Consider the following 21,761-nt stretch of genomic DNA (forward strand, 5'->3'; position numbering starts at 1 on the left):
CAAGTTTCCACCCTGTTGCGACCTTGCGCGCGGTCCGGTTTTGGACGCGCTGGTACGGGTTGAGATCTTTCAAGCCGGGCCAATTCCAGGGCGGTACCTCATCGATCCGATTGATCGGATGGCCATGATATAGCACCTACACTTGAGATCCCGCCAGCAGCGCCACCGCTGATGCAGGTGCGACGCTGCTGGCTTCGCTGCGGACGGCGTCATCTGCGGGGGCGATCTCGGCGAAATCGACGAAGCGGCGTTGCATGCGTTCGGCCAGCCGCCTGATCTGCCAGCGGCCGGTCCCGGCGCCAACGATCGGCCGATCCGGCTCCATGGACCCGGCAACCAGGGCCGCTGCGTCGTGGATCTTGCGCAATTGCTGCTCGCTGAACCAGCGTGCGATTTCCTGCCATTCCGGCAGGGGCAGCTCGGTGGCGTCGCGGCCGATCATGCGCGCCAGCCGCGCGATCGAGCCGTCGATCGTCTTTTCCTTGCCGTCGGCGGAAGCGTGCCTGTCGTCGTTCTCGTCGAGCACACCCAGGATCCGGTGCGCATCGGCGATCGAGGCGAAATACTCGTTCATCAGCGGTGTCAGCCGGCCGCGGACGGGGGCCGACGAGGCGACACCGAACAGGAACGTCCTGGTGAAGCCGGTATAGACCAGTTCGCCGCTCAGCAGCCGTCCGGCATCGGTGTAGCCGTCATTGGCGACGGCGCCATTTTTGATGGCGATGATGTCGGTGGTGGTCGAGCCCATGTCGACGAACAGGGCATCGCCGGCGAGCTTTGCCACCAACGACGCTGTCGCGTGCCAGTTGGCGGAGGCGACATCGCTGCTCAGCCGCGCTGCCTGCTCGACCCCGACAAAGCCGGACGGTCCGGCATAGATCAAGTTTTCGCCTGGGACCCGCGCTGAAATCTCATCCAGCAGAGCCGCGGCGCCCGCGTCGCCGGACGGAAAAACGTCCGCCAGTTCGCCGGTCATGGTGAATGCGTTGAGGTCGGCGCCGGCATAGATCGGGGCCGTTTCCTCGAATGCCAAGGTCAGGGTTTGGAGCCCCAGCCAAAGCGGCGTGGCGATCGTTACCGCCTCGACGATGCGGCCGTCTTGCGCACGCGTCACCTTCAGATGGGCGCCGCCAATATCGAAGCCGGCAACGATGCTCTTTCTTTTTTCCACACTTCAAGCTTTCATCACAGTTGGTCAGGGGCAGTTGGCCAGCGAGAAAAAGAGCGTTGCGTATCATTCCGGTTCTCGACCTGAAAGGCGGCGAGGTGGTGCGCGCCCAGCAAGGAAAACGCGATCGCTACAGGCCGATCGTCACGCCGCTCAGCCAAAGTTCCGATGCCGTCGCGGTCGCCGGAGGGCTGCGCCGGCTTTATCCTTTTCCGGCCTTCTATATCGCCGATCTTGATGCCATCGAAGGCGGAACGCCAAACAGCGGCGCGCTTGCCCGGCTGAAGGCGATGGTGGAGCCGCCGGAGCTTTGGGTCGATGCCGGCTTCGCCGACGAGAAAACACTTTCGGCAGCACTTGCCGAACCCTGGCTTTGCCCGGTGCTGGGTTCCGAATCGCAGCAGGACGACGCGCTGCTGCGGCGTTTTTGCGATCATCCGGAGCTTATCCTGTCGCTGGATTTCTTCGACGATGGGTTTCGCGGTCCGGCATCATTTCTCGACGAGCCGGAGCTTTGGCCGCAAAAGGTGATCGTCATGACATTGGCCAAGGTCGGCTCCGCCTCCGGTCCCGATTTCACGCGGCTCGAAGCGATCAAGGCGAAGGCTGGAAGCCGCTCCGTCATCGCGGCCGGCGGGGTGCGCAACGCGGCTGACATTCGCGCCCTTTCGTCACTCGGTATCGCCGCGGCGCTGGTTGCGACCTCGCTGCATGACGGCACGCTCACGCCGGGGCACCTCGCAACGCTTGTCACCTGACAAACGCTGGGCACCTGATAGTCGTGTGGCCTCGAACTTCGGCCGCGGAAACAGGGCCTAGTAGAGCGGCGGGCCGTCAAGTCGATGGTCTCGCCGCTCTATCTCTTTGCTGGAGCATCGGATTCCCAAAACCAATCCCACCCTCGGTCAGGCCCGAGGGCAGGCTCTTTGTCCGGTGCTCTAAAGGCCCAGAAGCTTTTTCAGGCGGCGCAACAGACCATCCGGCTCCGCGGAGGGTTTTGCCTGTGCGGGGCTGTCTCTTGTCTAAGCCGCGAACGGATGTTTCACTTGGTCCCGCTTATCCGTGGCTTCGGCGGCCGTCGGCGTTCCCGCGACCGCGCGCTGGATGGCTTCCTTCGTCGCCTCGTAATTGTACTTCTGGATCTTGGCGTCGTCCGCCGCGTCCCAATGGATGAAAACGCCGACGCAGATGAACAGATCGTCCGCCTCGTTGGCAGGAATGATCCCCTCGGCGACGCTGTCCTGCACGGCCTTTGCAACCGCATGCTGGGCCGGGCCGAACATCTGCACCGCCTGCTTGGCGCCCTTGATCGTGACCTTGTTGAACATCACGGTGTTGGGCTTGCACTGAAGATTGGGCGCGATCACCGCCAAAAGGGAGGTAAAACCGTCCTTGTTGTTGGTCAGCGCGTTGCAAAATGCTGTTTCGACCGCGCTCCCCCGTGGGCCGATGAGCAGGTCGACATGCGCCACTTCGTTGCCGTCTCCTACCAGCGATTCACCGACCATTACTTTCGAGATCTTTGCCATGCCAATTCTCCTCCAAGACACAGTTATGGTGTCCAAAGACGCCGCAAACCGAGCGAGCGCTCGATGGACAGCTATCCTTGTTGGCAGCGCCCGGAGATCCGGACCGGTTGGCTGGATAGCCGCGGAAGCCCAGCTTCCGCTCCTGAAAGTCAACCACCAACGTTGCGATTATGCAAGCTGAACGCCAAGGGTGTGGACTAAAAGAGTAGCCACGGTCAGGTCGGCCGAGGTGCCGGGGTTGACGTTGTTCGCTTTCAGCCGGCGGTCGAGCTCCATGAGCAGACGAATGCGCGACGTCTCGTCGTCATTGCCATGCAGTGCCGCTTCAACGGCAAGGGCTTCTTGCCGCGCCTGATTTGCGACTTCAGCGCCATGGTTGCGCACCACATGACTGTCGGGGAAGCCGGCGAGAAACGCCATATAGGCGAACACCGTCGGCCACATGCCGCCTTCGCCGCGTGCCAACGCGGCCTGCAGAGCCGCAAGCCCGGCGCCGAACACGTCGCCGAAACCGGTAACATACTGGCGGGCGATCATGTCGCGGTCGGCCGCCTCCCGCATGGCGTCGAGCAGATGAACTTTTGGCTCCTGCCGCACATCGTTCGCCGCCTCTCCGAGGCCGCCCGGCGCGGCGGCGACGATCGCTTCGAACACCGCCCTAGTATCGTCCATGCTCATCGCGCGCAGCACCGCGTCGAGATTGTCAGGCAGTCGATTGTCGGGCAGTCGATTGTCGTGCAGTTGGGCGCCCGTCATTTCGGCGGCGCATAGCAGGGGTCCTGCCAGAAGGATGATACCGAGATTGGTATTGGTCGCGACCGCCAGGCGTGTCGCGCGGACCGCTTCCAGCATGCGCTGTCCGACCGACAGGCGCGGGTCGGTCAGCGGTCCGGACGAGACCTCCGCACTCGTCATGAACTGGGCAGCGGACATGCCGTGCCCGTCGGCGAACAGATGGACGTTGCCCGGTTTCAGCGCCTCGATCTCCATCCGGCAGGCGTCCTTGTAGGCAGCCCGGAGGCGTTCTCGCGAAAGCGCCATGCCGTCGGTCACGAATTCGCCGGCGCGGTGAGGCGGTAGGGTCGCGCTGCCGCCGCCCCCTCTGGGCGATCAGCCAGGAATTTCAGCAGCGCGTCGGCAATCGCATCGGCGATGTTGACTGCGACGACCGATTGCAGCCCGGACCAGGCGGGCATGCTGTTGACCTCCAGCACGAACAGCTTGCCGTCGGCCGACGGCACGATATCGACGCCGGCGAAATCCGCGCCGATGGCGGCGGCGGCGGCCCGTGCCAGCGCCGCCAGTTCGGTTTCGCCATGCCCGGAAAGCTGCCCTGAAACCAGCTCTGGCACCGCCCCGCGATTGACGTTGGTGATCCAGTCGTCGCCACGACGGCTCATCATCGCCAAAACCTCGCCTGCGCAGACGAAAACGCGAAAATCGCGGTAAGGAGGGCCGGGGCGCGGCACGTAATGCTGGAGATAGTAGACGCCGTCCACCTCGTCCTCGGCGGGGAGGTCGGACAGTGTTTCGATCAGCCGGATGCCGCGGCCCTGGGCGCCGAAAAGCGGTTTTAGCACCAGTGGCGTGAACGGCAGTTCGCGTCTGGCGACCGCTTCGGCCATGGCAAGGCCCTCGACCGCAAATGTCGGCGGTGTCGGCAGGCCGGCATTTTTCAGCAGGAAGGTCGTCATCGACTTGTCGACGCAGCGTTCGATCGCCTGCGCGGAGTTCCACACCGGGATGGAAAGCTTGGCGAATGCGTGCAGCACGCCGAGGCGCCGGGTGACCGCTTCGAACGATCCGGCGGCGATCGAACGGACAAGCACGGCGTCGGGCAGCGCACCGTCGAAGCCGGGGATCGACAGTCCGCTCGGGCTGCCGGTGTCGAACGCGATCGCCGCCAGCGGCACGGTTGCGACCGCGGCGCCGCGACGGTCCAGCCTTGCCGCCAGGCCCTTGGAGCGGGCGTCCGAGACGTCGCTGACGATCAGGATGCGGGGGATCATGTCACGCCTTGGATACCGGTATATCGAAAGCCGGAACGAATGCCCCGGCAGGCGGATGACAGACCAATCCATTGCAGCGCCATGGTCTAGCCGAGGCTCCGTTCGAGCATCTGCAGATCACGCTCGCCGGCGCGAAACGTATCGCCGGTCTCGATCGCCGTGACGATCACTTCAGCCGGGCTGAACAGCAGCGGATCGATGGCATAGAAATCTCCCTTGAACCGCTTGAAGACTTCGGCGAAGGGGTGGCCGTGGTCGCGGGAGGCGCGGCTCGGCAATCGCTCCGCGAGTTCGCTGGCGTCTTTCGCCGAGCCTTTTACGAAGAGCTGGACGCTGCCGCCATAGATGATGGCGTCGTTGGTCCTGCCCATGGCGGTCAGGAAATCCGGATGCGGAGCGGGGATGGGCGCCGTGCCGATGCCGTCGACAACGTTCTCCAGCGGAAATTTGAGATCGTTGGTCTTGTGCAGGGCGACCTCGAGCGCGCGCGCGACGATCTGCACGCCGCCCGCAAGGCTTTGTGTCGGCGCATAGAGGAAGGTGAGCTTTTCGGCTGGCAATCCGGTGGCCCTGCCGACCTTCTCGACGATCGCCTGGGGCGGTGGCTCGGCGGTCTCCAGGATCAGCACGGCGGATGATGCAGTGTCGCGATAGGAGAGTGTTTCGAACAGCGGTTCGACGCGGGCGAGCGCCCGCGCAGGTCCCGATCCCATGGCGAAATAGCCCTGGCTCGACAGGTTCCAGCCCGCATACTGGCTGCCCAGGCAGGCAAGCACCGGCTGCGACGACCGCACTTCGATGGTGAACGGCCATTTTGGCGAGCCACGGTCCATGCACACCGAAATGCTGCCGAGGCCGCCCATCGCGGCTTCCGCCATACGCAGCCCGGCCTCGACGCCGCCGGCGGCCTTGGCGCCGGCATCGATCAGGCACTCGCCCAATGGCCCCCTGGAAACGCCGATACGCAGTCGTTCGGCGTCACCCATCATGCCGTCGATGATGCGCTGCGCATTGTCGTTGAGGAATGCCGAACCGTCTTTCATGTCCGGTCTCCTTGCCATTGGTGTTGCAACCGGCTGGCTTGTCCCTTGATCAGCCGCCTGGTCAGATCGGCGCTCGGACCGCGCGCGAAGATGGTGCAGACCGGATCGCCAGCAATCAGACGGGTGCCGGGCGACTGATGATCGGCAGTCCATTCAGGCCAGGCAATCGATGGAAAGCGGGCGATCGGCGCCGCCGCGTAGGTCACCATCGACGCCATGGAATCGACGAAGCGCGGCAGACGGCAGGCCTTGCCTGCCGCGGCGCGCAGATGCGCTTCGATCAGCGGCGCGCCGGCATCGTCGAAAATGTCGAGCGTGGCGCCGGGCCTCGGATTGATCTCGATGAGCTTGTAGCCATCCGGTCCGCGAATGAGATCGGCGCTGCACAACCCAACCAGGCCGGCGCGGCGCGCCAGACCTGAAAGCCAGCCGCGGATCATCGCCGCCTGGCTGCGATCGAAGCGCCTCAACCGCACGGCGCCGCCATAGCGATAGGGCGCTGCCGGGGCAGGCGACGCCCATTGTTGGCTGAAGCCGACGATATCAGCGCTTTGGCCGTCGCCGACGAACAGGGCCGAGATGCTGCGGCCGGCAACGAAACGCTGGAAATAGCGGCCGCTAGGAGCCTGACACTGTAATATCGGGGTTTCTCCAGCGGCCCGTCTGATATGCGCGCCGCCGGCGCCGCCTGCGGTCTTGACCACCCAGTTCTCCGGATCGGGCGGCGGGTCCCATCGGAATTGCGGATGCGGGATGCCGAGTTCGGCGCAATCGGCGGCCAGCAATTGCGGGTCCTTGATCCTGCGGATCGCGGCGCCGCTGTTGCCGGCGAGCGGAAAATGGCGCGCGATCTCGTCGACGGTCTCCGTCATCCGCTCGAAGCCCGAACCCAGGATGATGGCGACGGGCTGGTCGTCTCCGGCCAGTTGCCGAAGCGTCTCGATGATGCGCAGGCCGTCGATGCCGCCTTGCAGGTCGCCCGGCAGCATCGTCGCGCGTTCGGCAAGCGCGACCGTGTCGGTATCGGAAAAGAAATCGGCGACCAGCGGACGATAGAAGGCGCGGCGCGCAGCGGCAGCCAGCGCCCGGCCTGAAATCGCCGCGATCAGCAGAGTTCCGGCGTTATTTGGCAGTCTCGCGTGCAAGGGAAAATGCTTCCTGGAAATCGAGCGTGATGGTTTTTTCGGATTCGATCATTCTTTTGAAGAGGCCGAATTCGACCTTGTATTTCACGTTGCCGATGGCGAGCGGACCAATGCCGACAGCATTTGACGCTTCGAGCGGATCGCCATTGGCATTGACGGCCACGCCTTCGATGCCGGCCGGTGGAACCGCATTGACGTCGGCGGCGATGAGCAGGCCGTCGCCTTTCAGCTGGGCTTTCGAGACCACCTGGACGCCGGCCTTGGCGCACGCCAGGATCACCTCGCTCGCCTCGACCAGCTTCGTCTTGCGGGCGTCGCTCGATCCGTCGGCCGCATCGACGGCGGTGTTGAACCGGCTTTTGATCTCGGCCGCGATCTGCTTGACCCTTTCGATGCCGTCATGACCGACCAGCGTGACCCGGGCGCCTTCCCTGGCGGCGATCACGGCAGTGCAGAAGCCGACGACGCCGGTGGCGCCGAAGACAGCGATCCTCGTGTCTTTCAGCCCGCGCTCGAATTTCTTCTCCAGCGCTTTTTCGACCTTGGCCACCATCGCCGCGGCCGTGGTGAACGAGCCGGCCGGATCGGCGAATACAGAAACCTGGAAAGGCGGCACCATCGCCTTTCGCGCTGCGTCGAACATGTCGAGCGCCAGCGAGGCATCCTTGCCGGCGATAAAAATGCCGGTATCGACGCCCGCATCGGGCGGGCGCGAAAAGATCGCGTCCTGCACGAGGCCCGTCACCTCGCCGAGGCTTACATCGACATAGGGGACGACGGCGTCGAAGCCTGCATCGAGCGCCATGTTCACGTCGAACGGGCTCATATGCTTCAACGGCGTCAGCATGTGCAGGATATGTTTGCGGGCCATTTCTCGCCTTCCTTCTTGGACCTGATCGCGTTGCCGGCCGTCAGCTGCCGACGAGATCAAGTCTGGTCGAACTGATCTTCGCGCCGGAATTCCTGCCCTTGACGATCCTGATCTCGATGCCGTCTTCAACTGTCTGCTGAACCGCGCTGACGAAGCTGGCTGCGGCGTCTTGCGATGGGGCGAAGGCAAACCCTGTCGGCCCCCACGAGCTCTGGCCGATGCCGACCGCGCCTGCTTGGTTGAGAGCGTGGGCCACGCTCTCGACCCGCCTGGAGGTGAACACGCCGCCTTGCGCCGGGGCGAAATGGGTGCCGATCAGCATCTGGATCGCGGTGACGGCGGCGCCGAAGGCTGGCAGGTCGTGCTCGACAAGAGCCGGCATGATGCCCATCAGCACCCGCCGGCAGATCTCGCCGCTGCCGGATGCCGGGAACGGCGGCAGCGAACGAAATGCGGCGATCTCGGCATCGCCATGCAGTCCATGCCCGCCATGGTCGAGGATCAGGATGACGCGCCACTCTTCCGGGAACGGCAGTCGCGCCACGACGGGCGGCGGCCTGCCGCTGTCGTCCTTGCCGGCGTCGATAATGACGCCACCGCTTTCGAAGCTGGCGATGCCGATGCCGGATCGTCCGCCGCGATCGAGCAGGGTCGCATCGCTGCCGATATCGAGAGGCAGTTTGTGGAGCGTGCGCAGCGCCGCAGCGACCGCAAGGGCGATCTGCGTGCCGGAGCCCAAGCCGGCATGGCTCGGGATCGACTGTTCGACCACCAGACGGTGCTGACCGCGAATGCCGAGATGGCTGCAGAGCGTCGACAGATGTTCGCCGGCGCGCCGGCTCTCGGCGCCTTCGACGATGGTCTCGCTGGACCGTGACAGGGTGACTGTTGTTTCGGGTTCGCTCAGCGGCAGCCCGACGCTGCCAAAGCGACGCCCGGTATCGCCGTTGAGATCGAGGAAGCCAAGATGCAGGCGGGCGGGCACTTGTATGGTGACAGAATTCGACATCTACCCCCCGATGGGTGCATCATAGACGCATCATGGAAGTTTAGGTGCCCGTCGCCATGATAGCTGTTTTCGTCGAAGGGGCAAGCCGCAGAGAGTGCATTCGTTTTATCTTCTTTTGGCCCCGGCGCGAGAACGGACCGGGCAATTCGCGGAGGTCGAGATGAACGAGACGCCTAAAGAAAAAGTCTATTCGGAAGCCGAGATTGCCGACCGGCTCGAGAAGGAACTGCCGAAATGGTATTACGAGAACGGCTGGATCCGGCGCAAATACAAGACCCACAGCTGGAAATCGACACTGATGGTCATCAACACCGTCGGCCATCTCGCCGAGGCGGCATGGCACCACCCCGACATCACGGCTTCCTATGCCTGGGTCGAGGTGCGCCTGATGAACCATGCAGCCAAAGGCATCACCGACAAAGACTTCGAACTGGCCAAAAAGATCGAGGATGTCGTCCAGTGGCAGCCGGCCAAGGAAGGTGGCGCGCTGGAAGGCACTCCGCCGACCGATCAGCGCTTCGCTTACATCAAATATGATTAAGCGCGGTCGGAATTTGTTGATGGCGTAAGAAAAACATTCGCTAATCTGCTGACAGGCGGGGTTCACGGCCAATCCAGTTTCGTCTAGGATCGGGCCGGCACCAGAAAGTAGCGTAGTGAATGGCGGTTGCTTGGATCGGCAACCGGGAAACGCTGGTCGAGCGCGCGGCCGCACATGCCGCCGCGCTGTTGGGGTCAAGCCGGTGCCCGGTTTTCAGCCTGGATACGGATATACACGGCACCAGGGCGGCGATTGCGCTGGCTGAGCGGGTTGGCGCGGCATACGATCATGCCGATGGCGCGGCAGTTTTCCGGGAGGTCGCGCTTTTTACCGACAAAGGCGCGATGACCGTGGCGCCTGGCGAGACGCGCCGGCGCGCCGATGTCGTGGTGATCGTCGGCGAACTCCCGCAGATCCATCATCAATTTGTCGGCGAGCTTGCTGAGACGGTTCCCGATCTCTCGGCCAAAAATCAGCGCGAAATCTTTCTGGTCGGGTCGAACGAAACGTCTGCGCCGCGATTGAGCAACGGGCGGACGGCGACGCTGCTGTCCTGCGGCGAGGCAAGCCTCGGCGCGACGCTGGCGGCACTGAGGGCGCAGTGGAGGGGGCGCCAGGCATCGCAACCGGTATCGAATTTCGACGATTTCGCCAAAGCCCTAGAGGCTGCGCATTTTCCCGTCTTCCTGTTTTCAGGCGACGCGACCGAAGGGCTGGCGCTGGAGATGCTGCAAGGACTGGTCACCGATCTCAACCGCAAATCGCGGGCATCCGGCCTGCATCTGCCGGCCAGCGAAAATGGCTGGGGAAGCGCGCTCGCCTCGACCTGGATGACCGGTTTTCCACTGCGCACCGGCTTTGCGCGCGGCTTCCCGGAATTCGATCCCTGGCGTTACGATGTCGCGCGGATGCTCGCTGCCGGCGAAGCCGACCTGCACCTGCGGATCTCGTCCTCAACTGTCCAGCCGCAGAAGAAAAGGAACCGCATGGCGCTGATCGCGCTGGCGAAAACGCAGCAGCCGGTCGCGGGCGCCGCAGTCACCATCGCCATCGGCGAAGCCGGCGTCGATCATCAGGCGGTGGTCTATTCCAGCCGCACCGGTTCGCTGAGGTCAGTCGATGCGCGAGCGGCGTCGGAACTGCCCTCCGCTGCAACTGTTATCCGGCTGGTTGCCAGTCATGTCTCCGCCGAGGCGGCGTTGCCATGCTGACGAAAATCGCCGGCGGCGACATCATCGATCCGGTCAACGGCCGCCTCGGCAAGGGCGACCTGTGGATCCGCGACGACAAGATCGTTGCGGCGCCGGCGGCGGGCGCTGCCGAGCGGACCATCGACGCTGTCGGCTGCATCGTCATGGCGGGCGCCATCGACATCCATTCCCACATCGGCGGCGGCAACGTGAATACGGCACGGCTGCTGTTGCCCGAGCAGCATGCCGCGCACCAGGCGCGACCGGCGACGACGCCGCTCTCCAATGCCGGCTGGTCGACCTTCCAGACCGGCTGCCTCTACGCCAAGATGGGTTTCACAACGGTGGTCGAGCCGGCGATGTCGCCGGGAGCAGCACTTCACACCCATCTCGAACTGGCCGACATCCCGATCATCGACAAGGCGACGCTCGCCATTCTCGGCAACGACGATTTCCTGCTGTCGATGATCCGCGACGACGCCTCCTCGCAAATGATCGAGGACTATGTCGCCTGGACGGTCGCCTCGACGCGGGCGCTTGGGGTCAAGGTGATCAATGCCGGTGCGGCGGCCGCCTTCAAGGAAAACGTCCGCACCTTCTCGCTGGACGATGTGGTGCCTTCCTACGGCGTCAGCTCGCGCAAGATCGTCAAGACGCTGCAGGCGGCCGTCGACAGCCTTGGCGTCCCGCATCCGCTGCATGTCCATTGCAACAATCTGGGCAGCCCCGGATCGGCGGACACGGCGGCCGCGACGATCGCGGCGGCGGAAGGATTGCCGCTGCACCTCGCCCATCTCCAGTTCTACGGCTATGGCACGGAAGGCAAGCGCAGGTTTTCCTCGGCTGCGGCGCGTCTTGCCGAACTGGTCAACGCGACGCCGGAAGTCACCATCGACATCGGCCAGGTGATGTTCGGCCAGACCGTCACCGTCTCCTCCGACGTCATGCGGCAGTTTTCGGCGCGTGGCAGTGCGCAGCCGAAGAAATCCGTCATTCATGACGGCGACGGCAATGGCGGCGGCATCGTGCCGTACCGCTATTCCAAGGATTTCTATGGCACGATGCAGTGGGCGATCGGGCTCGAGCTTTTTCTGCTGATCGACGATCCGTGGCGTGTCTTCTTCACCACCGATCACCCCAACGGCGCGCCCTTTACCGTCTACCCGGCTCTGTTCGAGCTGCTGATGAGCCGGGAAGCGCGCACCGAAATGATGGCCGGACTTTCACCTTCCGCCATGGCGCTCTCAACCCTGGCGGCGATCGACCGCGAATACAATTTCGAGGAAATCGCCATCATGACGCGCGCGGCTCCAGCCAGGCTGCTCGGGCTGACGGACCGAGGCCATCTGGGCGCCGGCGCGACTGCCGACATCGCCGTCTACCGCAGGGATCAAAATATCGCGAAAATGCTGGGGCAGGCGGCGTATGTCTTCAAGGATGGCGATCTCGTCGTGCAGGATGGGGAGATCACCCATTACCGCTGGGGCAAGGCGCTCAGGCTCAATCCGTCGTTGGACAAGGCGATGCTGCGGCGTCTGGAGGATTATCACCAGCAGCGCTACGGCCTGTCGCTGGACTGGTTCAATTTCCCGGATTCGGCGATTGCGCGCGAACAGCCATTCGGCGAGGTTGCATGCCGAACGTGAGCGTAAATGGCATCGTGATCGACGATACCTTTGCCGAGGCGTTCGGCATGCGCGCGACCGCCATCATCATCACCGCGCCGAACCGGAAATGGGCGCGTCAGGCGGCGATCACGATGACCGGCTTCGCCACCTCGGTGATCGGCTGCGGCTGCGAAGCGGCAATCGATGTCGAACTGCCGCCATCGGCGACACCGGATGGCCGGCCCGGCTGCCGGGTGATGATTTTTGCGATGGGAACAGACGAGCTGCAGAAGCAACTGCTCAATCGCGTCGGCCAGTGCGTCTTGACCTCGCCGGGTTCGGCCTGCTTCGCTGGACTGGAGGGCAGCGCCGCGTTGAAGCTTGGTTCGGCGCTGCGTTATTTCGGCGACGGCTGGCAGATCTCCAAGAAAATCGGCGGCAGGCATTTTTGGCGCGTTCCGGTCATGGACGGCGAATTCCTGTGCGAAGCGACGACCGGGCTGACCAAGGCTGCCGTCGGCGGCGGCAATTTCTTCGTCATGGCTGAAAGCAGCGCCAAAGCCTTGGCTGCCGCCGAGGCCGCGGTTGCCGCGATCGGCCTGGTGCCCGGCGCGATCGTGCCGTTTCCGGGCGGCATCGCCCGTTCGGGTTCCAAGATCGGCGGTAAATACAAGGGCATGATAGCCTCGGCCAACGAAGCCTACGCGCCGACACTGCGCGGCGTCGTCAGGAGCGAGCTCGGCGCCGACATCAACGCCGTCCTGGAAATCGTCATCGACGGCGAGACCAACGATGCCGTTGCCGCGGCGATGAAGGCCGGCATCAAGGCCGTCATCGAGCTTGGGCCGCAGCGAGGCGCGGTTCGCATCAGCGCCGGCAACTACGGCGGCAAGCTCGGCAAGTTCATCTATTCGCTGAAGGATATGCTGCCGTGAAAGCGCTGACCTTCACCCTTGTCGCCGAGCCGCCGGAGCGCCTTGATCTGTCGCTGCTGACGGCGGAGCGGCTTGCCGGGATCGAAAGGCGCGATTTCGAAAAAATCCAGATCGGCATGTCGAAACATGGATCGAAGGTCGGCGATATTTTTCGCATCGTTGGCAACGATCTGCTGGACATCGTCTTCGAAGGTGGCAGCACGCGCCTCGACCGCGTGGCGGAAGCCATGCGGGGCGGTTCGGTTCGCGTCGTCGGCAATGCCGGCGCCCAGGCAGGGCGCGCCATGCGCGGCGGCACGCTGACGATCGAAGGCAATGCAGGCCCGCACGCCGGCTCCGGCATGCGCGGCGGCAGGCTTGAAATAACAGGCAACGCCGGCGATCACCTTGGGGCGCCGCTCGCCGGGGAACTGGCCGGCATGAATGGCGGCGTGGTGATCGTCAGGGGCAAAGCCGGCGCTTTTGCCGCCGACCGCATGCGGCGCGGCCTGATCGCGGTGCTGAAAGGCTCAGGCGACAATGCCGGCAGCCGCATGATCGCCGGCACGCTGGTGGTGGCCGGCGGCACTGGCGAGATGCCCGGCTACCTGATGCGTCGCGGTTCGATCCTCCTCGATCGCGCGCCGAAAAGCCTGTCGCCGAGCTTCGTCGAATGCGGCGCGCCGGAGAGCGTTTTCGCCGCCGTCATCGATCGTCATCTGATCGCCGAGGGTATTTTGAAACGGCCGCTGCTGGGCAACGCGCCGCAGAAATACGGCGGCGACAACGCGGTGCTGGGCATGGGCGAGGTTCTTTTCCCTCGCTGAGGCGTGCTGCTGATAAAGCTGCAATGCCTTCAGCGCCGTGCTCCGGCCGACATCCGAAAATTTGCAACTGCATCTTGCGGTGAACTGCCGATTTCTTCCCGTGAGACATTTCGCTCTGGGTTGGCTTTGCGACGTTTTGCAAGAAACCACACGATTCCAAAAACCCAATTTCGTGCCTCTTTGCTGGGCAATGAGGGCCGTCTCGCCTTCTCCAGCAGAACTTTTTTGCGCCAATATGCCCAAATTATCAACAAAATAGGGCGAGTTCGTCTCTCCTTGCGCAGTATCCGCAGCATGCAGCAAGAATCTGTGTTGCCAAGCGGAGAGTTTTGGATAACCTAAGGAAAACCACAAAACCACATAACGAAAAAGGGGAACGACAGATGAGCGAGTCAAGCAGGCGCGATTTCATGAAAGGTATGGCGGCGTTCGGAGCGGGCGCCGGCCTTATGGTGATCAACCCGGAATTCCTTGTCTCGGGCGCGGCTGCCCAGGCGGGCAAGCAACTGGTTTTCCTGTCGGCCGAGAACATCACCGGCAACTGGGATCCGACCGCGCATACGACGCTGTCGCAGAAGAACATCGAGGGTTTCGTCATGGGGTTCCTGACGCGCACGCCGATGCGCGTCGAAAAACCCGACGAGGTCATCTACGAACTCGCCACAAAGATCACGCTGCTTGAGCCGACCAAGCTTGAGATCAAACTGCGTGAAGGGGTGAAGTTCCACGACGGAAAGCCATTCAAGGCCGAAGACGTCAAGGCGACCTTCGAATACGGCTCGCAGCCAGACCGGCCGGCGCAATGGTATCCGGGGCCGACCGAGACGCTGACGATCACGACGCCGGACGACTACACGGTGATCGTCGACACATCGAAGGGCGGCTATCCGGCGCACCTGTTCATCTTCCTCGCCTCCTACCTGCCGATGCTGTCTGCAACCGACATCGCCGCCGGGCCGAGCGGGCCGCTTTCGCAGCGCTTGAACGGCACCGGGCCTTACAAGTTCGTCGAGCAGCGAGGCAACGACACGGTGTTGGAAGCCTACTCGGACTACTTCCTCGGGGCGCCGACCATCCCCGGCATCAGCTTCAATTTCGTTGGCGATTCGACCACCCGCATGCTGTCGCTGATGAACGGCCAGGCGTCCATCGTGGAGCGGCTCGAACCGGAGCAGGTGGCGACCCTGCAGGGTAACGAGAAGGTGGCGATCAGCAGCGTGGTCTCGGTCGAGAACAAGTATTTGTGGTTCCGCTGTTCCAAGCCGCCCTTCGACGATCCGCGCGTGCGAATGGCGGCCTGTCACGCGATCGACCGGTCCATGCTGCTCGAAATCCTCGGCGAAGCCGGCCATGCCTCGGCGAATTATATCTCGCCGGTGAAGTTCGGCTATATCGACCTACCCAATTATCCCGAATACAGCCCGGAGAAATGCCAGGCCCTGCTCGCCGAAGCAGGCTTCCCGAAGGGGCAAGGGCTGCCCGAGCTCGAATACATCACCTCGGTCGGTTTCTATCCCAAGACCAAGGAGTATGGCGAGGTGATCACTGCCATGCTGCAGGAGCAGGGGTTCCCCGTCACACTGTCGGTGCTGGAGATCGCGGCGTGGAACGAGCGTCTCTATGACCGTCCCGGCGGCGGTCCGGGCCATATGGTCGACTGCGGCTGGTCGACCGGATCGCCCGAGCCGGACCTCGTGCTGCGTACGCATTTCCATTCCTCATCCAAGCGCATCACCGGCATTGTCGATCCCGAACTGGACGCCTCACTCGACAAGGAGCGCAGCGCGGCGTCACTCGAGGAGCGCAAGCAGATCCTCCAGACCGAGACGATGCCGATGATTGCTGCGAAGGTGCCGTCGTTCTCCCTGTTCACTTCCGTCATGATCCACGCGATGGACAAGTCTCTCACCGGGCTTTTCATCTATCCGGACGGTTCGATGGACGCGTCGAAGGGGGCGTTCGCCTGATTGGCGCCAGCCGCGGCCCGGGAGAAACAACCTGGGCCGTGACAGTCGTCGACGGCCGGGTGGAACACACGAATTAGGCTGCCGGCAACCAGTCCTCGGGCTTCGTCCGCCGCAGGAGATGGAATGTTCATCATTAGCTTTCTTGTCCGCCGCCTGGCCCAGGGTGCGCTGATCATTTTTCTTGTAACGCTGTTGATTTTCACCCTGCTTCGCGTCGTTCCGGGCGATCCCGTCCGGTTGATGGCGGGCGGAATGGCGCCCGAGGCGCTGATCGAGCAGATCGCCAAGGAGATGGGGCTTCGCGACCCGGTGCTGGTTCAATTCGGGCGCTACATGAGCGGCGTCGTCAGGGGCGACCTCGGCCAGTCGTTCGTTCGGCCGGCCAGCGGCGCCTCGACCGGCGGATCCAGTTTCGGGGATGCCACGCGCGGCGAGCGCGCCGATGTGCTCACCCTTATCGGCGAAACCCTGCCGATGACGCTGCAGCTCGCGTTTCTGGCGATCGTGTTCGCGATGCTCTTTTCGTTCCTGGTCGGCATCCCGGCCGGATTGTCCCCCGGGCGATGGCCGGACAAGGTCGCTTTTTACGTGTCATCGATCTTCATATCCCTGCCGGGTTTCTGGCTCGGCATCGTGCTTGCGCTGCTGCTTTCCGTGAAGCTCGGATGGCTGCCGGCGATCGGCTACAAGGGCTTTGCCTACACCATCCTGCCGGCAATCGTGCTGGCGGTCGAACTTTCGCCGGTTCTGATCCGGACGCTGACCGGCTCGATTTCCTCGGCAATGATGATGCCGTTCATTGCAGTCGGCCGCGTGCGCGGGCTCAGCCAGCGTCGGATCATCTTCGCACATGCGCTGCGCAATGCATCGGTTCCGCTGCTAAACCTTCTCGGCATCCAGATCAGCGGCCTGCTCGGCGGCGTGCTCGTCATCGAATTCATCTTCGACTATCCCGGACTGGGGCTTCTGACCATCAACGCTGTGCTGCAGCGCGACTTTCCGCTGATCCAGGGCATCGCGATCGTCACCAGCGCCATCTTTGTCCTGATCAACATCGCGGTCGATCTGATCGCGACGCTGATCGATCCGAGACTGGAATACTGATGAGCCTCGCGCAAACAAATCTGAGCCTGAAGGTAACCGCGCCGGAAGCGCAGCGCGGCGCTTCCCTGTCCCGGCGGATATGGAAGGCGGCGCTGGCGTCGAACGAGTTCCGGGTCGGCCTCGTGATCTTCGCCATACTGGGTCTCGCGGCGCTGCTCTACCCGGCCTTGAGCGGGATCGACCCCACCAAGATGAACGTCGCCGGCCGTTTGCAGTCGCCGCCCTTCCTCGGCGACAAATGGAACTGGGCGGCACCGCTTGGCACCGACCAGATCGGTCGCGACATGCTCGTGCGCAGTCTGGTGGGCTTGCGCTATTCCCTGCTGATCGGCCTGTCCACCGTGGTGGTGATGCTGATCATCGGCTGCTCGCTTGGCTCGCTCGCCGGCTACTATGGCGGCAGGATCGACATGGTGATCATGCGGATCACCGACGCGCAGCTCTCCATCCCGATGATCATCCTCGCAATCACCGTTCTGGGGGTATCGCGGCCGACGATCCCGGCCATCATCCTTGTGCTCGGGCTTTCGAGCTGGCCGGTCTATGCCCGCGTCACGCGCAGCGTCGTGATGACCGAACGCAAGAGCGAATATGTGCGCGCCGCCCAGCTCAGCGGCGCTTCGGATTTTCGCATCATGGTCTGGCTGCTCGCGCCGCTGGTGCTGCCGCCGATCATCTTCGTGTCGGTGCTCGACGTGGCGCGCATGATGATCTTCGAGTCGATCCTCGGCTTTATCGGCCTCGGCGTGCAGCCTCCGACGCCGACCTTCGGCAATATCATCGCCGATGGCAGGAAGTACCTGCTCAATGCGTGGTGGATCGCCACTATGCCCGGGGTGTTCCTGTGCCTTACCCTGACCAGCATCAATCTCATGGGCGCTTCGCTCGAGCGGGCCCGCAACCGGATCTACGGAGGCGTGTCGTGAACAGCAGCCCGGTTCTGTCGGTCAAAAATCTCGGCGTGGAAGTGGGCACGGGGGCGGGCGCCCGGCCGGTCCTCACCGATGTGAGCTTCGATCTCGCCCCGCGTGAAATCGTCGGCATCATCGGGGCCAGCGGTTCGGGCAAGACCGTTCTGGCGCGAGCCCTGGTCAACTGGATCGACCCGCCGCTGCGCATCTCGTCCGGCTCGCTCGAGTACAAGTCGCAGAACATCCTCGACCTGGCCGGCGGGCAGATGCGCCTGCTGCGCAGGGAGATCGCCTATGTCGGCGCCAACCCCTTGGGAGCGCTGGATCCGACTTTGCCGGTCGGCCGCCAGATCGTCGAGAAGCTGAGCGCCGTAGTGCCCGGCATCGATCCCTCGGAAGCCCGCAAGCGGGTCATCGATCTTCTTGGAGCGGTCCGCATTCCCTCGCCACGACTACGTTTCGACGAGTACCCCTCCCAGTTCAGCGGCGGCATGATGCAGCGCGCGCTGATCGTCGACGCTTTGATCAGCAATCCAGCTTTTCTCGTTGCGGACAACGTCACCCAGCCGCTCGACGTGACAGTCGCAGCGCAGGTCCTGCGTCTGATGCGCGAGTTGACGGAGCGTTTCGACACCGCGGTGGTGTTCGTTTCCTCTTCGCTGCCGACGGTCAAGGAGGCGGCCGACCAGGTCCTGGTGCTGTCCGAAGGCAGGATTGTCGAGCGCAACACACCGCAGCGGCTCATCGACGCGCCGCAGCATCCCTATACGCTGCAGTTGATCAGCCAAATCCCGAAAATCTGGACGAGCGAAGCAGTCGCGGTTCCACGTACACTGAACGCGGTCAGGCCAACGATCAGCATACGCGACGCAACCCGCACCTACCGTGTCCGCAAACGGGGAACGTTCGCGGCCCACAGCGAGGTCCGCGCCGTGCGCAACGTCACATTCGACGTCATGCCGGGCGAGAATTTCGGCGTGGTCGGCGAGTCCGGCTGCGGCAAGTCCACCCTGATGCGGCTTCTCAGCCGCCTGGAGTTTCCGGACAGCGGCAGCGTCATCTGCGATGGCCAGGATCTCTCGAAACTGAGGGGAAAGTTGCTGCTGAAGTTCCGGCGCGATTTTCAGCTCGTGCTGCAGGATCCGTTCAACTCGCTGCCGCCGCGGACATCGATCGGGGCGATCCTGGAGGATCCGCTGCGTGTGCACGGCATGCGCAATGCGAAGGAGATACGCGATCGCGTTCTGGCGGTAATGGCCGAGGTCGAGCTTCCCGCGAACCTCTACGATGAGTTGCCGCTTGGGCTCAGCGCCGGCCAGCGTCAACGTGTCAATGTCGCCCGGGCCATGGTGCTCGAGCCGAAGGTGCTCATCATGGACGAGACGCTGTCGTCGCTTGACCAGACAGAGCAGTTCCGCCTGCTGGCGCTGTTCGAAAAACTGCAGGCCCAGCACGGCCTGACCTACGTCTTCATTTCGCATGACCTTGCAATGGTCCGCCGCGTCTGCAACCGGGTTGCCGTGATGTATCTCGGCGAGGTGGTCGAGATCGCCGACAATGAGCGTCTTTTCTTCGATCCCGGGCATCCGTACACGAAGGCGCTGTTGAGCGCGGTACCGACACTGGAGGAGCGCCGCTATAAGCCGGAGGACTGCCTGCTCGAAGGAGAGCCGCCGAGCCCGATCGACCTGCCGCCGGGTTGCAGTTTCGCCAGCCGCTGTCCGCATGCCTTCGAAAGGTGCCATGCCGAGAGCCCGACGCTGACGGTGCGAAATCACGGTGAGTTGGCGGCCTGCTTCCTCGTTGAAAGACAGGGGGCCCGCGCCGCCGCATGATGGACAAGAAAAAACGGGGAGGAACATACCGATGGAAGCGAAATCCGCATGAGCGATCCTGAAGATCGCTTGCAATACGCACTTGCAGAACTCGAGACGCACGGGCGCGTCTCGGTGCAGGCACTCGCCGAGCATTTCCATGTCAGCCGGGAGACGGTTCGTCGCGACCTGAAGCAACTGGAACTCGACGGGCACCTGCGGTGCATCTATGGCGGTGGCGTCAAGCCGCGCCCGGACGCCGACGAGCCCATCGCCGACCGGATGCGGCTGAACGCGCGCGAGAAGGCGCGCATCGCCGAATGCGCGGCGACCCTGCTCAGAGACCATATCAAGATCTTCGTCGACACCGGCACGACGACGCTGGCCTTCGCCAAGTATCTGAGGAATTGGCCTGATATCACCGTCTACACCAACTCGCTCGACATCGTCGCGCTGCTCGCCGATGCCGGACATCCCAATCTCGTGGCGGTCGGCGGCGACGTCAGGGCGAGCTACCGCGCCTTCATGGGTCAGGATCCGGTCGATCTCGTCACGCGGCACCTGTTCGACATCGCCTTCGTCAGCATTGCAACCGTGGATAGCAGGTTCGGCTTCATGGACCTCGGACAGGACGAGGCGAACATTCGCCGCGCGCTGCGAAAGCACTCCAAACAGTGCGTCATGCTGGCGGACAGCAGCAAGTTCGGCCGGCAGGGCTCCATCTGCACATACGAATTCCGGGACGTCGACATCCTGATCACCGACGCTCCCCTCAAGGCGGACTTCGCCGCGCAAATGGATCAGGCGCAGGTAAAGGTGCTCTATGCTTGAAATTCGCAAGGACCCGTCGGCTTTTCCCGGCATCGACGCCGAAGCCCTCCATCGGATGATGGATGAGGTTTCCGCCTTCGGCGGTGGTCCGGACGGCTCGATGACGCGACTCACCCTGTCCCGCGAGGATGGACTGGCACGCGACTGGCTGGCTGCATGGTTTGCGCAGGAAGGCCTGCGTCTTGAGGTCGACGCGATCGGCAATATGTACGGATTCCTCGACTGGGCCGGCAGGGATGCTCCCTGGATCATGTGCGGGTCGCATCTCGACAGTCAGCCGAATGGTGGCCGTTTCGACGGCGCCTATGGGGTGATTGCCGCCTGCAGCGCGATAGAGGCGATCCGGCGCCGGGTGGCCGAAACCGGCATAACGCCGAAATGCAACTTCGTCATCGTCAACTGGACCAACGAGGAAGGGGCGCGATTCCAGCCCAGCCTGCTTGGCAGCAGCGTCAATTCCGGTGAGATCGACCTCGATTTCGCGCTGGCGCGCCGGGACGGCTCCGGCGTTTCGGTGGCCGAGGCGCTGTCGGAGATCGGCTATGCGGGCAAGGCCGCTCGCGTGGTGCCGGACGCCCTGATCGAGATCCACATCGAAGGTTCAGCCCATCTGGAGAAGGCCGGTCTGCGGATCGGGGCATTCACCCGTTTCTGGGGCGCCGTCAAATATCGGCTCGCTTATCTCGGCCGGCAGGCCCACACCGGCCCCACACCGATGGCCGAGCGGCAGGATGCGCTGCTCGCTGCCGCCTATCTGATCGCCGAGCTCAGGGACATGGCCGACAAGGCCGGTCCGGATCTGCACACCTCGGCGGCGCGGCTGGAAGTCCATCCCAATTCGCCGAACGTGGTGCCGGCAGAGGCGGTGATGTTCATCGAACTGCGGTCGGGAAGCGCCGAGCTTCTGGCGTCGGCCGAAGCGGAGTTCAAGCAGAAGATCGCAGCCTGCGCCGGGCGCGCCAACACGTCTTTCGAAGTCCGATCGATAGACAGGAGGCGAGCAGGAGAATTCGACGCCGGACTGATCGATCTGGCCGAACAGACCGCCAAATCGCTCGGGCAGACGGTGCTGCGGCTCGACACGATCGGTGGGCACGACGCCGTCAGCATGTCGGCGGTGACGCCGGCCGTCGTCATCGGGGTGCCGAGCGTCGGCGGTGTCATCCACCATCCGACGGAGTTTACCACGCCCGAGGACCGGCTCCTGGGGACGGAACTGCTCGCCGGGATGCTGTGGCGGTTCTGCGTTGACGGCAACATCCTGAAGAACTGAAGGGCCAG

21 protein-coding genes are annotated in these 21,761 nt (G+C 63.6%); 13 read left to right on the plus strand and 8 right to left on the minus strand.

Annotated features, from left to right (window positions below; translation table 11 throughout):
* Positions 1–136: 136 nt before the first annotated feature.
* The gene (locus AC0L16_RS04800) at positions 137–1,171 is read right to left on the minus strand and encodes a hydantoinase/oxoprolinase family protein (RefSeq protein ID WP_473619308.1); all 1,035 of its coding nucleotides are present in this window, start codon (positions 1,169–1,171) and stop codon (positions 137–139) included.
* A gap of 56 nt (positions 1,172–1,227) precedes the next feature.
* Between AC0L16_RS04800 and AC0L16_RS04805 the strand changes: the two genes are divergently transcribed.
* Positions 1,228–1,926: a HisA/HisF-related TIM barrel protein gene (locus AC0L16_RS04805; protein ID WP_473619310.1), complete on the plus strand. Its 699-nt coding sequence runs from the start codon at positions 1,228–1,230 to the stop codon at positions 1,924–1,926.
* 264 nt (positions 1,927–2,190) lie between these two features.
* Here the strand turns inward: AC0L16_RS04805 and fae are convergent, their stop codons facing one another.
* The 7 genes from fae to AC0L16_RS04840 all read right to left on the minus strand — a co-directional run bounded on the left by fae (position 2,191) and on the right by AC0L16_RS04840 (position 8,774).
* The gene (gene fae, locus AC0L16_RS04810) at positions 2,191–2,697 is read right to left on the minus strand and encodes a formaldehyde-activating enzyme (protein ID WP_077373969.1); all 507 of its coding nucleotides are present in this window, start codon (positions 2,695–2,697) and stop codon (positions 2,191–2,193) included.
* 168 nt (positions 2,698–2,865) lie between these two features.
* On the minus strand, positions 2,866–3,750 hold the full coding sequence (locus AC0L16_RS04815) for a triphosphoribosyl-dephospho-CoA synthase (protein WP_473619312.1): 885 nt from the start codon (positions 3,748–3,750) through the stop codon (positions 2,866–2,868).
* Complete coding sequence (locus AC0L16_RS04820; protein ID WP_473619313.1) at positions 3,747–4,706, minus strand: ATP-grasp domain-containing protein; 960 nt, start codon at positions 4,704–4,706, stop codon at positions 3,747–3,749. Before AC0L16_RS04820 ends, AC0L16_RS04815 begins: the two co-directional genes overlap by 4 nt.
* 86 nt (positions 4,707–4,792) lie before the next feature.
* The gene (gene mch, locus AC0L16_RS04825; RefSeq protein WP_473619314.1) at positions 4,793–5,749 is read right to left on the minus strand and encodes a methenyltetrahydromethanopterin cyclohydrolase; all 957 of its coding nucleotides are present in this window, start codon (positions 5,747–5,749) and stop codon (positions 4,793–4,795) included.
* Positions 5,746–6,894, minus strand: coding sequence for an ATP-grasp domain-containing protein (locus AC0L16_RS04830; RefSeq protein ID WP_473619316.1), 1,149 nt, complete (start codon positions 6,892–6,894; stop codon positions 5,746–5,748). Before AC0L16_RS04830 ends, mch begins: the two co-directional genes overlap by 4 nt.
* Positions 6,872–7,765, minus strand: coding sequence for an NAD(P)-dependent methylenetetrahydromethanopterin dehydrogenase (locus AC0L16_RS04835; RefSeq protein WP_473619317.1), 894 nt, complete (start codon positions 7,763–7,765; stop codon positions 6,872–6,874). The genes AC0L16_RS04830 and AC0L16_RS04835 overlap by 23 nt, the downstream gene beginning before the upstream one ends.
* A gap of 40 nt (positions 7,766–7,805) precedes the next feature.
* Positions 7,806–8,774, minus strand: a complete 969-nt coding sequence (locus AC0L16_RS04840) for a beta-ribofuranosylaminobenzene 5'-phosphate synthase family protein (RefSeq protein ID WP_473619319.1) — start codon at positions 8,772–8,774, stop codon at positions 7,806–7,808.
* A gap of 160 nt (positions 8,775–8,934) precedes the next feature.
* Between AC0L16_RS04840 and AC0L16_RS04845 the strand changes: the two genes are divergently transcribed.
* The 12 genes from AC0L16_RS04845 (at position 8,935) to AC0L16_RS04900 (ending at position 21,753) form a co-directional block, all read left to right on the plus strand.
* Entirely contained in the window at positions 8,935–9,315 is a 381-nt protein-coding gene (locus AC0L16_RS04845) for a 4a-hydroxytetrahydrobiopterin dehydratase (RefSeq protein WP_473547715.1), read from the plus strand.
* A gap of 119 nt (positions 9,316–9,434) precedes the next feature.
* A complete protein-coding gene (locus tag AC0L16_RS04850; RefSeq protein WP_473619321.1) occupies positions 9,435–10,526 on the plus strand; it encodes a tungsten formylmethanofuran dehydrogenase in 1,092 nt (363 codons plus the stop codon).
* Complete coding sequence (locus tag AC0L16_RS04855; RefSeq protein WP_473619323.1) at positions 10,520–12,151, plus strand: formylmethanofuran dehydrogenase subunit A; 1,632 nt, start codon at positions 10,520–10,522, stop codon at positions 12,149–12,151. Before AC0L16_RS04850 ends, AC0L16_RS04855 begins: the two co-directional genes overlap by 7 nt.
* On the plus strand, positions 12,139–13,047 hold the full coding sequence (gene fhcD, locus AC0L16_RS04860; RefSeq protein ID WP_473619324.1) for a formylmethanofuran--tetrahydromethanopterin N-formyltransferase: 909 nt from the start codon (positions 12,139–12,141) through the stop codon (positions 13,045–13,047). The genes AC0L16_RS04855 and fhcD overlap by 13 nt, the downstream gene beginning before the upstream one ends.
* On the plus strand, positions 13,044–13,853 hold the full coding sequence (locus AC0L16_RS04865) for a formylmethanofuran dehydrogenase subunit C (RefSeq protein WP_473619325.1): 810 nt from the start codon (positions 13,044–13,046) through the stop codon (positions 13,851–13,853). The genes fhcD and AC0L16_RS04865 overlap by 4 nt, the downstream gene beginning before the upstream one ends.
* A 3-nt stretch (positions 13,854–13,856) precedes the next feature.
* A complete protein-coding gene (locus AC0L16_RS04870; protein ID WP_473619327.1) occupies positions 13,857–14,195 on the plus strand; it encodes a hypothetical protein in 339 nt (112 codons plus the stop codon).
* Between the two features lie 41 nt (positions 14,196–14,236).
* On the plus strand, positions 14,237–15,820 hold the full coding sequence (locus AC0L16_RS04875; RefSeq protein WP_473619328.1) for an ABC transporter substrate-binding protein: 1,584 nt from the start codon (positions 14,237–14,239) through the stop codon (positions 15,818–15,820).
* A 123-nt stretch (positions 15,821–15,943) separates the two neighbouring features.
* Complete coding sequence (locus tag AC0L16_RS04880; RefSeq protein ID WP_254026901.1) at positions 15,944–16,924, plus strand: ABC transporter permease; 981 nt, start codon at positions 15,944–15,946, stop codon at positions 16,922–16,924.
* Positions 16,924–17,850 carry an ABC transporter permease gene (locus AC0L16_RS04885; protein ID WP_473619329.1) on the plus strand — a complete coding sequence of 309 codons (927 nt, stop codon included), beginning with the start codon at positions 16,924–16,926 and terminating at the stop codon, positions 17,848–17,850. The genes AC0L16_RS04880 and AC0L16_RS04885 overlap by 1 nt, the downstream gene beginning before the upstream one ends.
* Positions 17,847–19,670: an ABC transporter ATP-binding protein gene (locus AC0L16_RS04890; protein ID WP_473619331.1), complete on the plus strand. Its 1,824-nt coding sequence runs from the start codon at positions 17,847–17,849 to the stop codon at positions 19,668–19,670. Before AC0L16_RS04885 ends, AC0L16_RS04890 begins: the two co-directional genes overlap by 4 nt.
* A gap of 48 nt (positions 19,671–19,718) precedes the next feature.
* The gene (locus tag AC0L16_RS04895; RefSeq protein ID WP_473619332.1) at positions 19,719–20,480 is read left to right on the plus strand and encodes a DeoR/GlpR family DNA-binding transcription regulator; all 762 of its coding nucleotides are present in this window, start codon (positions 19,719–19,721) and stop codon (positions 20,478–20,480) included.
* The gene (locus tag AC0L16_RS04900) at positions 20,473–21,753 is read left to right on the plus strand and encodes an allantoate amidohydrolase (protein ID WP_473619333.1); all 1,281 of its coding nucleotides are present in this window, start codon (positions 20,473–20,475) and stop codon (positions 21,751–21,753) included. Before AC0L16_RS04895 ends, AC0L16_RS04900 begins: the two co-directional genes overlap by 8 nt.
* The last annotated feature ends 8 nt before the right edge of the window (positions 21,754–21,761 follow it).

The organism is Mesorhizobium sp. WSM4848, from assembly GCF_055811375.1.

What these genes read in the sequence shown, in the direction of transcription:
- AC0L16_RS04835 (WP_473619317.1), bottom strand. Translation starts at nt 7,765, where the DNA reads ATGGCCCGCAAACATATCCTGCACATGCTGACGCCGTTGAAGCATATG.
- AC0L16_RS04895 (WP_473619332.1), top strand. Translation starts at nt 19,719, where the DNA reads ATGAGCGATCCTGAAGATCGCTTGCAATACGCACTTGCAGAACTCGAG.
- AC0L16_RS04855 (WP_473619323.1), top strand. Translation starts at nt 10,520, where the DNA reads ATGCTGACGAAAATCGCCGGCGGCGACATCATCGATCCGGTCAACGGC.
- AC0L16_RS04875 (WP_473619328.1), top strand. Translation starts at nt 14,237, where the DNA reads ATGAGCGAGTCAAGCAGGCGCGATTTCATGAAAGGTATGGCGGCGTTC.
- mch (WP_473619314.1), bottom strand. Translation starts at nt 5,749, where the DNA reads ATGAAAGACGGTTCGGCATTCCTCAACGACAATGCGCAGCGCATCATC.
- fhcD (WP_473619324.1), top strand. Translation starts at nt 12,139, where the DNA reads ATGCCGAACGTGAGCGTAAATGGCATCGTGATCGACGATACCTTTGCC.
- AC0L16_RS04880 (WP_254026901.1), top strand. Translation starts at nt 15,944, where the DNA reads ATGTTCATCATTAGCTTTCTTGTCCGCCGCCTGGCCCAGGGTGCGCTG.
- AC0L16_RS04900 (WP_473619333.1), top strand. Translation starts at nt 20,473, where the DNA reads ATGCTTGAAATTCGCAAGGACCCGTCGGCTTTTCCCGGCATCGACGCC.
- AC0L16_RS04850 (WP_473619321.1), top strand. Translation starts at nt 9,435, where the DNA reads ATGGCGGTTGCTTGGATCGGCAACCGGGAAACGCTGGTCGAGCGCGCG.
- AC0L16_RS04885 (WP_473619329.1), top strand. Translation starts at nt 16,924, where the DNA reads ATGAGCCTCGCGCAAACAAATCTGAGCCTGAAGGTAACCGCGCCGGAA.
- fae (WP_077373969.1), bottom strand. Translation starts at nt 2,697, where the DNA reads ATGGCAAAGATCTCGAAAGTAATGGTCGGTGAATCGCTGGTAGGAGAC.
- AC0L16_RS04845 (WP_473547715.1), top strand. Translation starts at nt 8,935, where the DNA reads ATGAACGAGACGCCTAAAGAAAAAGTCTATTCGGAAGCCGAGATTGCC.
- AC0L16_RS04840 (WP_473619319.1), bottom strand. Translation starts at nt 8,774, where the DNA reads ATGTCGAATTCTGTCACCATACAAGTGCCCGCCCGCCTGCATCTTGGC.
- AC0L16_RS04820 (WP_473619313.1), bottom strand. Translation starts at nt 4,706, where the DNA reads ATGATCCCCCGCATCCTGATCGTCAGCGACGTCTCGGACGCCCGCTCC.